Origin of the sequence: Rudaea sp. (genome assembly GCF_047601565.1) — a bacterium.
In the GTDB taxonomy this organism is placed as follows: Bacteria; Pseudomonadota; Gammaproteobacteria; order Xanthomonadales; family Rhodanobacteraceae; genus Rudaea.
This window is the reverse complement of record NZ_JASGIY010000001.1, coordinates 1,660,766-1,674,707: the sequence shown is the minus strand read 5'-3', so window position 1 is coordinate 1,674,707 and position 13,942 is coordinate 1,660,766. Positions and strand designations below refer to the sequence as shown.

The 13,942-nt window shown below is 67.2% G+C and carries 10 protein-coding genes; 1 reads left to right on the top strand and 9 read right to left on the bottom strand.

The window, feature by feature from the left end:
- Positions 1–23: 23 nt before the first annotated feature.
- The 7 genes from QM741_RS07225 to QM741_RS07195 form a co-directional block, all read right to left on the bottom strand.
- Positions 24–1,229 (bottom strand): PstS family phosphate ABC transporter substrate-binding protein, encoded by a 1,206-nt coding sequence (locus QM741_RS07225; RefSeq protein WP_415207045.1) that lies wholly within the window; start codon positions 1,227–1,229, stop codon positions 24–26.
- Between the two features lie 28 nt (positions 1,230–1,257).
- Positions 1,258–2,301, bottom strand: coding sequence for a PstS family phosphate ABC transporter substrate-binding protein (locus QM741_RS07220; RefSeq protein WP_415207044.1), 1,044 nt, complete (start codon positions 2,299–2,301; stop codon positions 1,258–1,260).
- Positions 2,298–3,461: a PstS family phosphate ABC transporter substrate-binding protein gene (locus tag QM741_RS07215; RefSeq protein WP_415207043.1), complete on the bottom strand. Its 1,164-nt coding sequence runs from the start codon at positions 3,459–3,461 to the stop codon at positions 2,298–2,300. Before QM741_RS07215 ends, QM741_RS07220 begins: the two co-directional genes overlap by 4 nt.
- A 65-nt stretch (positions 3,462–3,526) precedes the next feature.
- The gene (locus QM741_RS07210) at positions 3,527–4,765 is read right to left on the bottom strand and encodes a PstS family phosphate ABC transporter substrate-binding protein (RefSeq protein ID WP_415207042.1); all 1,239 of its coding nucleotides are present in this window, start codon (positions 4,763–4,765) and stop codon (positions 3,527–3,529) included.
- Complete coding sequence (locus QM741_RS07205) at positions 4,762–6,045, bottom strand: PstS family phosphate ABC transporter substrate-binding protein (protein WP_415207041.1); 1,284 nt, start codon at positions 6,043–6,045, stop codon at positions 4,762–4,764. The genes QM741_RS07210 and QM741_RS07205 overlap by 4 nt, the downstream gene beginning before the upstream one ends.
- 155 nt (positions 6,046–6,200) lie before the next feature.
- Complete coding sequence (locus QM741_RS07200; protein ID WP_415207040.1) at positions 6,201–7,364, bottom strand: PstS family phosphate ABC transporter substrate-binding protein; 1,164 nt, start codon at positions 7,362–7,364, stop codon at positions 6,201–6,203.
- A 50-nt stretch (positions 7,365–7,414) separates the two neighbouring features.
- Positions 7,415–8,512, bottom strand: a complete 1,098-nt coding sequence (locus QM741_RS07195; protein ID WP_415207039.1) for a PstS family phosphate ABC transporter substrate-binding protein — start codon at positions 8,510–8,512, stop codon at positions 7,415–7,417.
- Between the two features lie 334 nt (positions 8,513–8,846).
- Between QM741_RS07195 and QM741_RS07190 the strand changes: the two genes are divergently transcribed.
- Positions 8,847–11,492: a PAS-domain containing protein gene (locus tag QM741_RS07190; protein ID WP_415207038.1), complete on the top strand. Its 2,646-nt coding sequence runs from the start codon at positions 8,847–8,849 to the stop codon at positions 11,490–11,492.
- 8 nt (positions 11,493–11,500) lie between these two features.
- Here the strand turns inward: QM741_RS07190 and QM741_RS07185 are convergent, their stop codons facing one another.
- Positions 11,501–12,139: a LuxR C-terminal-related transcriptional regulator gene (locus QM741_RS07185; RefSeq protein WP_415207037.1), complete on the bottom strand. Its 639-nt coding sequence runs from the start codon at positions 12,137–12,139 to the stop codon at positions 11,501–11,503.
- Positions 12,140–12,335: 196 nt separating this feature from the next.
- Positions 12,336–13,685: a putative porin gene (locus QM741_RS07180; protein ID WP_415207036.1), complete on the bottom strand. Its 1,350-nt coding sequence runs from the start codon at positions 13,683–13,685 to the stop codon at positions 12,336–12,338.
- Positions 13,686–13,942 lie beyond the last annotated feature (257 nt).

Below are 13,942 nucleotides of genomic sequence, written 5' to 3'. Positions count from 1 at the left end.
GCGCGCCGCGCGGGTTTTCGTCGCTACCCTCCATCCGCCTTCGCGGCCTTGCCGCCCGCTTCGAGTTTGGCGCGCTGCTCGGCCGCGAACGCCGCCGTCATCGGCAGGTACTTGCCGTCGCTCTGCACGCAGGCCTGGCCCTCCCGGCTGAGCACGAAACGCAGGTATTCCTTGACGCGCGGGTTCATCTGTCGGCCCGGATTCTGAAATGTGTAGTAGTACACTTCCCGCGTGAGCGGATAGGCGCGGCTCTGCACGGTCTGCAGCGTGGGCATCAGGAACGGGCCGGCCGCGTTTCTGGCCAACGGCACCGTCTTGGTCCGTGCATCGAGATACTTGATGCTCGTGTATCTGATGCCGTACTTGTCCTCGGCCACGGCCTTGATCAACAGATCGCCGGCGCTGATCAGCTTGCCGTCGGCCGAGGCAGCGTTGCCGAACTCGCGCATCGTCTCGTTCCACTTGTAGCCGCCGCCCATCACCCTCTCGGCGAAGTCGCGCGGGAAGTGATAGTTGAGGTTGTAGCCGTAGACGTGAATGGGCTTGTTCGCCCACGCGCCGGTCAGGCCGAGCTGGCCCCAGGTGCGGATGTTCTTCTCCGGTCCGCGCGCCGCCTGCGGATCCCACTCGTTGCCTTTCCAGCCGCCGTCGCGCTGCGCGCCGAAAATGCCGTCGAGCTGTTCCAGCGTCAGCTTCGCGAGCGGATTGTCCTTGTGCAGCACCGGCGTCAGCGCCCAGGTCCAGCCCGGAATGTCGAGCGAGCCGGTGGCCATCGCAATCTCGACGGGCCGGCTGTCGAACACGCGCTGGAACGCCTGCGTCTCTTCCCACGTCGCCTTGCGACCCATCGCGGCGACGTCGGCGCGATCCATGTAGAGCGAGGCCATGCCGATGAAAGTGCTCTTCAGGTTGTCCTCGAAGGTGACATCCGGTTGGAATTTGCGGAAGCCGTCTTCGAGGCACTTGGCGAGCGTGCTGTCGGCGAGATAGTTCGAACCCCAGTGGCGGATCGTGCCCGAAAGCTTCTGCTGCGGCCGATAGGCAGGCAGCGCGCTCAAGTCGAATTGCGGCGCGTAGTAGACCTTGTTGGATTTCGCGGCGAGCCAGGCCGCGCGTGCGCGCTGCATCTCGAGCGGATCCTGCGAACCTTCGGCGGCGCGCGCCGGCGCCGCAAAACCCGCAAGCGACGCCAGGACCGAATACAACAGAAGGGAGCGGTGATACCTCATCGGAAACGCCTCGCGAAGCTGAAGGGAGTTACGGCCGGTCGAGAATCTTCATCTGCGCATCGCGCACCGCGGCGAAGAGCGGCAAGTAACCGGGTTCGCGCTCGATATCGGCCTGGCCTTCGCGGCTCAACGCATAGCGCAGGAACTCGCGCACCTTCGGATCGACCGGTTTTCCGGGCGCGCGGTCGACGACGGCGTAGGTGCGCCGCGCCAACGGGTAGCTGCGGTCGACGACGCTTTCGCGCGTCGGCAACACGAACCGGTCGCCGGCTTCTGCCGCAAGCGCCACCGGCGCCAGCCCGGGCGTCGCCGCGCGCAGCGTCGACACGGCAATGCCGTAACGATCGGCGCGCAGCGCGGCAGCGGCTTGTTCGGCGGCACGATCCGTCGAACCGTCGGCGCGGCGTCGGTCGGTGAAGTCCTCGACGCGGTTCCAGGCGAGGCGACGGCTGCCGTGCGTGATCCGGCTCAGCAGAAAAAGCCCCGTGCCGCTTTCAATGTCGATCAGATACAGCCGCACCGGTTTGTCGGCCCAATCGCCGTGGGCGCCCAGCTCTCCCCAAGTGAGCGTGCCATGTTCATCGCGCGCCCCGCCGCAACCGGCGATGCGTTCGAGCTGGCGCAACGTCATCTTGCGCACCGGGTTGTCGCGATGCACGAGCACCGCGAGCGCCGCTGACATGGCGTTCATGTCGAGGCTGCCGCTCATCGGCTCGACCAGCGTGTACCGATATTGCTTCGGCCGCAGGAAACCGTTCTCGTCGGTGATGTTCGGTTCGCGGCCGAGCAGGGCGATGTCGGCACGGCCGCCGTAGAGTCCGGGCACGGCAGTATCGCTGCCCATGAGCTGCGGCACGACGGCGATCTCCGGATGGAAGCGGCGGAAGCCTTCGGCCCAGCGCTGCACCACGCCCGCGAACGACGGATGCCCCCAGATGCGCAGCGTGCCCGCGGGCAGCGGCTGCGGTGCGAAGGCCGATGCGTCACCCTGCGCTGCCGTCGCTGCGGCGGCGCAGAGCATCAGCGCACACGACACGAGACCGCGAAGCCGCGCAGCGTACCTCGCCTTCATTCGAGCTTGCTCAGCTGCTCGGCGATCAGATCGGGCGACAACGGCAGATAGCGGCCGTCGCGGATCACCATTTCCTGGCCGTCGCGGCTCAACAGGTAACGCAGGAATTCCTTCACCTTCGCATCGATCGGCAGGCCGGGTTGGCGGTCGACGACGGCCGGGATCGTGCGCGCGAGCGGATAGCGATGTTCGACCAGCGTCCGCTTGGTCGCCTGGTAGAACGGTCCCGCGGCGGTCGCGGCGATCGCCAGCGGTTTGACCTTGGCTCCCGCATAGCGGATGTTCGACACGGCGAGGCCGTAGCGGTCGTTCTCGAGCGCATCGAGTATCTGCTGGCCGTGGTCGTAGATGCTGCCGTCGGCTTGGGACTGATGCACGTACTCGTGCAGCGCGCAGTTCCAGCGATGGCTGCCGCCGAGGAGATATTCCTGCAGATACGCGCCGAAGCTGTCGTCGATCGCCCAGCCATGGAGATGGATGGGCTTGTCGGCCCAGTCGCCGCTCAGGCCGAGTTCGCCCCAGGTGCGGATGTTCTTCGGCCCGCGCCGGTGCTCGGCGCCGAACACCGCGTCGAGCTGCTGCAGCGTCATTCGTGCCAGAGGATTGTCCTTATGCACGAAGAACTGCTGCGCGTAGTCGAAGTTGCGCACGTCGACGCTGCCGGTGACGATCTCGACGGCGAGCGGCGGATAGCGCTTCACGTGCTCGAACGCCCGTACCGCTTCGGGCAGGATTTCCTCGCCGAGAATGGCCACGTCGCCCGTGCCGTTGAACAGCGACGGCACGCCCGAGGAGGTGCCGTGCATCTGGTAATCGAACGTCACGCCCGGATGGAACCTGCGAAAGCCCTCCTGCCACAGCATCACGAGATGGCGCATCCACGGCAGCTTGAGGTTGCCGTGACCCCAGAGGCGGATCGTTCCCGTCACCCGCGTCTGCGGCACATACGCAGCCATCGTCGCGACGAGCCGCGCCTCGTAGCTGTCGCGCGCGGCCGGCTGCGGCGGAATCGATTCGAGCGTCGGCGGCGGGGTGAACTTCGGCGACGACGCCGCAAGCGGATGCGCGAAGAGCGGGAACGCAACGCAGCACGCCAGGGCCGCCCACCGCTTGGCCGCCTTCGACGGACGCGGCGTTTGGCGGGGGACCGGCGTTCGCATTCAAACCGCCCGCGGACGAGGCGCGGATTCGAGCCGCTTTTCCGGCTCGAAGGCCGCCACGCGCCTCATTTCGCGCCCGGCTCCAGTCTGGCCAGCATCGCCTTCACGACGAAACCCGTAAGCGGCAGATAGCGGCCTTCGCGCTGAATCTCCTGCTGCCCCTCCTGGCTGAGGACGAAGCGCAGGAATTCCTCGACCTTCGGCTCCATCGCCTTGCCCGGCGGCTTGTCCGCGAAGAAATAGATGTCGTTGATCAGCGGATAGCTGCGGTCGCGCACCGTTTCCAGCGTGCGTTGCACGTAGGCACCGCCGTTGAATCCCTGCACGGCGAGTTCACGCAGGTTGGGACCAAGCGACAACGGCGAGGCGATGCAGATCGACAGCGGATCGCTCTCCGCGGCATCGAGCACCTGCTTGCTCCACGAAGCGATCTTGCCGTCCGGCGTCGCATAGTTGGCGAAGGCGCGGTAGCCCTCGACCCATTGGTCGCTGCCGCGCAGCACCAGGTTCTGGAACACCACCTGGATATTCGCGCGCGGGCTCTGGCCGCAGGGGTGGATCGGTTTGTTCGCCCACCCGCCGGTGGCGCCGAGCTGGCCCCAGGTGCGGATGTTTTCCTCGGCGCCGCGCTTGTACGGATACTCGTTGTGCCAAGTGCTTCCTTCGTAGCCGCCGTTGCGCGCCGTGCCGAACACGCCGTCGAGCTGTTTCATGCTGATCCGGGTGACCGGATTGCTCTTGTGCACGAGGATGATGAATGCCGGCGACCAGCCGTAGACGTCGAACGAGCCGGTCGCGGCGTTGATCTCGGTGAGTCCGTAGTGGAAGACCTGCTCAAAGGTCAAGTGGTCCATGAGCGTCGCCGGACGACCGACGGCGAGATCGGCCACCTTGCCCGCCAGCGCGGGAATGCCGATGCCCGCGGTCGGCAGGTTGTATTCGATCGTGACGCCGGGCTGGAACTTCTTGAACGCCTCGGCCCAGTAGCCGCCGAGCGGTCCGTCTTTCAGATAATTGCTGCCCCAGATGCGCAGCGTGCCCTGCACCTGCCGCTTCGGCTGGTAGTGCGGCAGGTCGGAAAGGTCCCATTTCTTGGTGTAGCCGCCGTTCTTTCCGTGCTCCTTGCGGAAGCCGGTGACGTTGAGCGTCCAGATGCTGCGCTTGGCATTGGTCGGTGCGCTTTCCGCGGCGGCCTTGTCTTCACTCTGGCCCTGGGCCGGTGCGGTTTTCTCCGCGGGCTCTTGCGCGCTCGCGCCGGCGACCAGAAGCAGCAGGGTCGCGCCGAGAAGGGTGGGTTGCATCATGGTGAGCCTCCGGTTCTGGTGCTGGACGCGGCGGGGACGCCGATCTTTTCGAGTTTGCGCAATTCCTCTTTCGCGACGGCCGCGCTGAGCGGCAGGTACTTGCCGTCGCGCTGCACGAGTTCCTGGCCTTCGCGGCTCAGCACGAAGCGCGTGAACTCGCGGACCTTGGGATCGAGCGCCTGCCCCGGCCTCAGGCTGAGCCAGAACGACTGGTCGCCCCAGAGCGGATAGCTGCGGTCCTGCAAGCTGTCGATCGTGTATTTGACGGCCGGGCTGTTCGCGTCCCGGGCGACGTCGAGGATGCGCACGCCGGGCGGAAATCCCTGATGGAAGCGGATGTAGCCGATCGCGTAGGGATCGGCCTTGACGTGGTCGAAGATCTGGTTCGCCTCGAGATAGGTGCGGCCGTCGGGTTTCTTGAAGTTCGCGTAGGTGTGAAGGTCGCCGTTCCACTTGTCGCTCGATTGCAGCACCTTGGCGCCGAACTCGGTCGCGGTCGCGTAGCGGATCGCGAAACCGTGCACGTGGATCGGCTTGTCTGCCCATTCGCCGGCGAGGCCCATCTGCCCCCAGGTGCGGATGTCCTTGTCGGCGCCGCGCGCGAACTCGGGATGCCAGGTCTGGCCGACCCAGCCGCCGTCACGCACCGAGCCGAAGATGCCGTCGAGCTGCGGCATCGTGATCTTGGCGAGCGGGTTCTTTTCGTTGACGATGATGACGATGTTGTTCTGCCAGCCCACGTAGTCGTAGGAACCGGTCAGCACCGAGATGCCGACCGGCTCGGTGCCCTTGACGCGCAGATGCGCGAGTCCGTCGTAGAAACTCGGCTCGTGATTGATGCCGATGTCGGCGAGGTCGAGATACAGCGTCGGCACCGCGATCGCCGCGGTCGGCAGGTTGTACTCGATGCGGATGCCGGGCTGGTATTTTTCGAACGCCTCCTTCCACCATTTGCCGAGCGGGGAAAAATCGACGTAGTTGTTGCCGCTGACGCGCAGCGTGCCGCTGACTTTTTCCTGCGGCACGTAATGCGGCAACCCGCTCAGGTCGAACGTCTTCGTGTACGACTTCGCGTTCGCACGCTCGTTCATGCGCGCCTTGCGCTCGGCGGCCGAACCCTGCGGCAGCTTCTTCGATTGCTCGGTGGGCTGGGACTGCGCGGCGCAGGCGGCATCGCAGCCGTCCGCTGTGTCCGCCTGCTTCGCCTCCTGCGCCGTCGCCTGACCGGCCGCGCAGAGCATCGAGAATGCGAGGATGATGCGTCCGAAATTCCGCCTCATTTGCTTCCCTCCAGTTTCGCCGGTTGTTTCGCCGGAGCGGCGGCACGGGCAAACAGTCCTGCCCGTGCCCGATCACCTCGCGCCGTCGGCGGCCGCTCGGGATGCGGTTCCACCCGGCGACTTCTTCATCGTTGCACGCATCTTCCCGGTTCGCGTCAGTCGAGCTTCTTGAGTTGCTCGCTTGCGTAGCTCGCCGGCAGCGGCGTGTAGATGCCGGACTTGGCGATGATCGCCTGCCCTTCGCGGCTGAGGACGAAGCGCAGGAATTCCCGCACCTTCGGATCGAGGGCGCGGCCGGGCGGCTTGTCGACATAGACAAACGCGTCGCGGGTCAGCGGATAGCTGCGGTTGGCGACCGTGTCGGGGGTGAGCGCGACGGCGTTTCCGTTCGCGGAAGCGGACAGCGGCAGCACCTTGACGTTGGGATAGGCCGTGCACTTGGACCCGTCCGGATTCACGCACGAACCGTTGACGTGCATCATCGCGCCGAAGCCGATCGCGTATTTGTCCTTGGTGATCGCCTCGAGCATGCGGTCGCTGTTCACCGCGCGGCCCTCGGCGTTGTCGGGCGCTTCTTTCGCCTCGACATACTCCATGAAATTCGGATTCCATTTCGTCGACCAATGCATCACCTTGCGCTGGAAATTGATCGCGAATCCGGGCGCGACGTAGCCGTGCGTGCGGATTTGCTGGTTGGCCCACTCGCCGGTCAGGCCGAGCTGGCCCCAGGTGCGGATGTTTTTTTCGGGTCCGCGCGCATACTTCGCGGTGAACAGCAGGTTGTGCGTCGCGTCCTCGTTGACCGCCCACCCGCCCGAACGCTCGGAGCCGAAGATGCCGTCGAGCTGCGCCATGCTGAGCTTGGCGATCGGATTGTCCTTGTTGACGATGATCGCCATCGGCCACAGCGTGCCGCGCTTCTCGTAGCCGCCGGTCGCGATCGAGATTTCGGTCGGCACGTAGCGGTAGGAGGTGTAGAACGGCATCTGGTCGGTGATCTTCGCGTCGTCGCCCATCGGCGCGATGTCGGAGACACCGGCGTACATCATGCCGAGCGCGCCTTCGCTGCTGGTCTGGAAATTGGTCGACACGACCGCGTCGGGCTGGAACTTCTTGAATCCCTCGACGAGCAGATCGATGTTGCCCTTGAGTTCGCTGCCGGCGATGCGCAAGGAACCCTGCACCTTGAATTCGGGCTTGTAGGCGGGAAGCTGGCTGACGTCCGGGGCCTGCGCGAGAGCCGCGTTCGACACCAGCACGGCAAGAGCGGCCGCGAGGGAACAGGCGGTGTAGCAGCGGATTTGATCGAGTGTCGGCATTTCGTTGTGACTCCGTTGGGCTAGCGGCTGGTGGAACGGAAAAGGAAAACCTAGTCGAGCTTGGCGCGCTCCTCGCGCACGAGCTTCGACGTCAGCGGCAGGTAGTTGCCGTCGTCGGCGAGAATCTGCTGTCCTTCACGGCTCAGGATGAAGCGAAGGAATTCGCGCAGCCTGGGTTCGACCGGCTTCCGCGGAGCGCGATTGAGGTAGATGTAGATGTTGCGGGCGAGCGGGTAGCTGCGGTTCTGGAAACTCTGCCGGCTCGGCGCGACGTACGGGCCGGCCTCGGACTCCGCGAGCGCGACGGCCCGGAGCCCCTCGACCTTGCGCGCCTGCGGCTCGACCGTCCAGGCGATGCCGAATTTGTCGTGCGCCAGTTCGTCGGCGAGCATGTGCTGCAGGCCGCCTCGTTGTCCTGGATCGTCGCTGCCGATCATCTTGCTGCCGGTCTCGACGTATTCGCGGTAGTTCGGATTCCACTTGTCGCTGTTGCCGAGCACCTTCAATTGGAAGAAACGCGACGTGCCCGACGGCGCATGGCCGTAGGTCTGGATCGGCGCATCCGTCCATTCGCCTTTCAATCCGAGCTGGCCCCAGGTGCGGATGTCGCCCTCCCTGCCGCGCTCGCGGCCGAGCATCCACTTGAACCCGTCCAGGCCGCCGTTGCGCTCGGCGCCGAAGATGCCGTCGAGCTGCTTGAGCGTGAGCCGGCGGATCGGATTGTCGCGATTGACGTAGACGATCAGCCCGTTGGAGCGGCCCTCGACCTCGTAGGCGCCGGTCGCGACGACGACCGCAGTCACGTGATAGCCGAACACTTCGAAGAACGACAAGGTTTCCGTGATGCTCGGCTCGCCGCCGTCGGGGCCGAGATCGGCGCTGCCGGTGACGAGCGCCGGAATCGCGTAGTCGCTGGTCGGCAGCTTGTCGTCGAACTGCACGTCGGGGTGCAGCTTGCGGAACGCGTCCTCCCATTTCTTCAGCACGCCGCCGAGCCCGAAGCCGGCGTTGCGGATCGTGCCCGAGACGCGGCCGGTCGACTCGTATGCGGGCAAATCGCCGGCATCGAAGGACGCTTGCGCGCGCGTCGCCTGCGCGTCCGCGCGCACTGCGGGCGAGATGCCCGACAGCGCGCAGGAAATGGACAACGCGAACAGCGCGCGGATGAGGACCGTGCGAACCGGCGACCGCCGCTCGTGCCCGCACGACATCGGGCCGGTGCGATCCCTCCGCCCATCGCCGCCGCGGCCATCGCCATCGAGCACTGGTTGAAGTTTGTTCGATCCCACGATCTCCCCTTCTTGGTCCGCCGCGCCCTGCCCGCGCCTGGGTTTGTCACCGCACATGGCAACGCCTGTGCCCGAGGGTTCGATGCGCCGCGCGCAGGCCAGCCGCGGCGAAGTTGTACTCCGCGACCATCGCGTTGCCGATAACCTATTGGTATTAGTCGCGCCGGCGCGGCGCGCGCTAGACTTCCCGCGCATGCGGATTGCCCACAGACATCGCTTGGCGCTGCTCGTGCTGCTGGTGGTCGGCGGCATGCTGCTGGCGATGTCGACCGCCTACTGGTTCGCCGCGGGCCGCGCGCTGCAAAGCGAGCAGATCCAGGCGAAACGCCAGCTCGGCCTGTATGCGCAGTCGCTGCAGCAGCACATCGATCGCTACCGCAGCCTGCCGCAGGTCCTCGCGCTGGATCCGGATCTGCTCGCCGCGGTGTCCGCGCCGCTGAGTCCCGCGCAGCGCGACGCGCTGAACCGCAAGCTGGAGCTCGCCAACGACGTCGCCCACCTGTCGACGCTGACCCTGATCGGCCGCGACGGCGTCGCCCTGGCCGCGAGCAACTGGCACCTGCCGACCAGCAACGTCGGGCAGGACTACACCTTCCGCCCGTACGTGCAGCAGGCGCTGGCCGAAGGCAGCGGCCACTTCTACGGCATCGGTCTCACCACCGGCGCGCCCGGCTACTTTCTTTCGCAGGCGGTGCGCGACAATTCCGGGCGCGTGCTCGGAGTCGTCGCGATCAAGATCGAGCTGGCCGCGCTGGAGCGCGAATGGCTGCTCATGCCCGACATCGTCCTGGTCAGCGACCAGCACGGCGTGGTGTTCCTCGCCAGCCGCAACGAATGGCGCTATCGCACGCTGCGCCCGCTCGGCGAAACCGACCTGCGCGAACTGGGCAAGACGCGCCAGTACGCCGAACAGGCGATGCTGCCGGTACGCATGCAGACGTTGCGCGAACTCGGCGACGACTCGCGTCTGGTCGAGGCGGAAGCGCCGGCGTTGAAGCGCCCGGTGCTCTGGCAGGAGGTGGCGCTCGGCGAAAGCCGCTGGCACCTGCACCTTCTGCACGACACCGGCGAGGTCGTCGGCGCCGGCCGCAGCGCCGCGCTGGCGGCCGCGGGCGCATGGCTGGCGCTGGCGTTCCTCATCCTGTTCATGGAGCAGCGCCGGCGCCTTGCGCACCATCGTCAGCGCAGCCGCGAGGAACTGGAGGCCGTGCTGCGCCAGCACGCCGAGGAACTGCGCACCGCGCAGGACGGTATCGTGCAGGCGGCGCAACGTGCCGATGCCGGACTCAGCCGCAGCCTGGAGCACTTGCCGCAGGGCGTGGTCATCATCGACGCGCAGTTGAAACTCGTCGCGTGGAACTCGCGCTACGCCGAACTGTTCGGTTTTCCGCCCGACCTGCTGCAGGTGGGCCGGCCGATCGAAGACCTGTTCCGCTTCAACGCGCGCCGCGGCCTGCTCGGGCCGGGGCCGATCGAGAAAGCGATCCAGCGCCGCCTGGGCCACCTGCGCAGCGGCAAACCGCACCTGCGCGAGAGCGAGAAACAGGACGGCACCGTGCTCGAAATCCGCGGCAATCCGTTGCCGGAGGGCGGCTTCGTCACCAGCTACGCCGACATCACCAGCTACAAGAACGCGGCGCGCGAGCTGCGTTCGCTCGCGGATGCGCTGGAACGCCGCGTCGAGGAGCGCACCCGCGACCTCGCCGCGGCCAAGGCCGAAGCCGAGGCCGCCAACCGCTACAAGACCCGCTTCGTCGCTTCGGCGGTGCACGATCTGCTGCAGCCGCTGAACGCCGCGCGCATGTTCCTGTCCGCCCTGCGCGGCAGGTCCGGCGACTCCGACGCGAAGGACATCGTCGAACATGCCGACAATGCGCTGGCGGCCCAGGACGCGATCCTCAACAGCCTGCTCGACATCGCCAGGCTGGAGGCGCGCAGCCAGCAGACCCGCGTCCGCGACTTCCGCCTGGAATCGCTGCTCGAAGCGCTCGGGCATGAGTTCGGCGTCGTCGCCGCCAGCCGCGGCCTGCGCCTGCAGCGCATGGCGACCGGTGCCGTCGTGCGCAGCGACGAGGCGCTGCTGCGGCGCATCCTGCAGAACTTCCTGTCCAACGCGATCCGCTACACCGCGCGCGGTCGCATTCTGCTCGGCTGCCGCCGCGCCGGCGGAGGCGTCCGCATCGAGGTCCACGACCAGGGCCCGGGCATCCCGGAAAGCCGGCAGCAGGAGATTTTCGAGGAGTTCCGACGGCTCGACGACGGCGTCGCCCACGACCGCGGCACCGGCCTCGGCCTCGCCATCGTCGAACGCATCGGGCGCCTGCTCGGGCATCCGATCGGCCTGCGCTCGCGGCTGGGGCACGGCAGCGTGTTCTCGGTCACCGTGCCGTGCGGCGATCCCGCGGCCGTGGTCGCGCAGGCGCCTCCGGTGCCGATCGACACCGAGGGCGACTCCTCGCTGCGCGGACGCCGCGTATGGTGCATCGACGACGACGCGCATGTCTGCGAGGCCGAGCGCGTGCTGCTGCGCCGCTGGGAATGCGCGGTGGAATTTGCCGGCGGCGGCGGCGCCGCGCAGGCCGCGGCCGCAGGCGGCGCGCGCGTGCCGGACCTGCTCCTGCTCGACGCCCACCTCGACGGCATCGAAGGATCCGACCTGTATCCGCAATTGTGCGGACTCTGGCGTGCCGTGCCGCCCGTGATCCTGGTGACGGCCGAGCGCGACGAGACGCTGCGCGCGCACGCGCTGGAATGCGGTTGGGGGTTCCTGCCCAAGCCGGTGAAGCCGCCCGCGCTGCGCGCGCTGATGACGCAACTGCTGCTGCGCAATGCCGGATGAGGCTGCCGCTACGGCATGCCTTCGGGCTCCAGCGCCCTGACCAGCACCGCCGCCTGCGTGCGGCTGTGGCATTCCAGCTTCTTCAGGATCGCGGTGACGTGCACTTTCACGGTGTTCTCGGCGAGGCCGAGCTCGTACGCGATCTGCTTGTTGAGCAATCCGTCGGCGAGGCACAGCAGCACGCGGAACTGTTGCGCGGTCAACTGGGCCAGCCGCGCGGCGAGAATGGCGTCCTCGTTGGAGCGCTCGGCGGTCAGCGCCGGGAACCATGCGCCGCCGTCGAGCACCGCCGTCACCGCTTCGCCGATCGCCTCGGCAGGGGACGATTTGGGAATGAAGCCGACCGCGCCGAACTGCTGGGCGCGGCGGATCACCCGCGGCTGGTCATTCGAGGAAATGACCAGCACCGGGACATCCGGGCGCTCGACGCGCACGTACAGCAACGACGAGAAGCCGCGGGCGCCCGGCATCGCCAGATCGAGCAGGATCAACTCCGTCTCCGGATGCCTCGCCAGCACCTCGCTCAGCGTGGCGGCGCTCGACGCCTCGAGCACCGTCACCTGCCGCAGCGCGTTGCGCAACGCGTGCAGCACCGCGGCGCGAAACAGGGGATGGTCGTCGGCAACGAGGATGATGGGTGCCGTCATTGGACCAGTCTGACACTTTGAAAGCGGTTTTCCTCTAGCTCTTTCGTAGTATTCCGCATTTCCATCGGGCATCCTTTCGCATCGTCTGGAACCGGGTCCGTGACCCGACTTCCGCCAGCCGCGTTCGTCCGGTTTCTCCCGCCCGGAAGCGGGCGGGAGTTCTTGCGGACGGCGGCGAATGTCTGCGCTTCAGGGGTCAGAACGTGACAAGCAGCGCGAGGCGGAAACGGTCGAGCCAGTCGCGCGAGTCGAACGACGGCGTGTCGTAGGCGTTGTTCGGCTTGTAGTGCGCCCACGTCGCGTTGAGCGAGGTTCCCGGGAACAGGACGTAGTCGGCGCTGAGCATGTGCTGGCGGTAGTTCGTCGCGAGGCTCGTATTGTCCTGCGAGAACGCGGAGAACACCGCGTCGGTCTCGGCGACGGCATAGCCGTAGCCGACGCGCCAGTCGCCGACCTTGCTCGCGCGGCCGAGCAGGACATCGATGCCGTAGCCCGTGTCCGCGTCGGTCGCCGCGCCGAAATTGCGCACGTAGTCGCCGACGATGCGCAGCGGCCAGCGCTCGCCGAAGCCGGTGTAGGTCGCGCCGGCGATCACGTCGCCGAGATGGAATTCCGAGAGGTAGGTGCCGTTCGCCTTGCGCAGGTTGGTGCGATAGTCGCCCGCGTCCGCGCCCGCCAGGCTGCCGAGCGAGTAGTGGTAGTACGCGGCGGCGGCATCGAATTTCCACGCACCCAGCGCCGGCGATTCGTAGACGAACTGGGCGCCGGCCATCGTGCTTTCGGACCCGGCCGCCTGTTCGTCGATCACGTAGTAGAGCGCGTTCGCCTTGAACGCGCCGCCGCCGGCCAGCGCCAGCTTGTAGTTCGCGCCGATGCCCTGCGGGGTGACGTCGCCGTCCCACACCAGTTCGGTACGCACGAACGGCTGCGGGATCCTGCCGCCGTAGAACTGTGTGCTGCCGTAGTCGAGCTTCGCGTAGGCGAGGTCGAGGCTGGTCTGGAACTTGTTGCCGAAGTTCGAAAGCTGCACGTCGACGCTGTTCGGATCGTTGTAGTCGCCGGTGACCATGCGCCCGCCGACGCTGACCACGTCGTTGACCGCATAGGTGATGCCCAGTCGGCCGCGCACCTGCCCGCTGTGGCGGTCCGACGCATGGTCGTTGGAACTGTCGCGCTGCGTGCGCAGGCGCAGGTCGCCCGCAACGGCGAGCCGCGGCGCCGAGGCGCTCTGTGGTGCCGGAACCGGCGGCGGCGCGGCGCTCGCCGCATCGCGCGCGATCGGGTTGGTATCCTTCACCGGATCGGGGCCGGGGCCGCTTGCCGGCGGCGGCGCGATGCCGACGGAAGCCTCGAGCGCGCGGATGCTCGCCTCGGTCCGCACCTGCAGCTCGGCGATGCGCGCCTGTTCCGCGCGCAGGGCCTCGATCTGCCGGCGCACCTCGGTGACGTCGACCGGCGGCGCTTCCGCCGCGGCGGCACCGCAGGCGGCCAGCGCCAGGATCGACATGGCCGCGCGCGGCGCCGAGGCGCAATTGGATCGGCGCACGCGGTCCGGCCCGGTTCCTTCAGATGAAGTTGTATACATGTATATTTCTCCCGTTGTACATTCGTTCGACCCCGTGGCGCGGGAACGGATCGGCCGCCTTCGCAAAGGGCCGCTGCCGAAGCCCGCGCGGCGGACACCATGGCGGCGCGGCGCTGACATCCGACTGACGCCGCGCCGGGCGCAGGGATTTGCTCCCTGAATTTCTTTTCAGAAACGCTTAAGACTGGCGTCAGCTTGCGGGCCTAGATTCGCCGCCA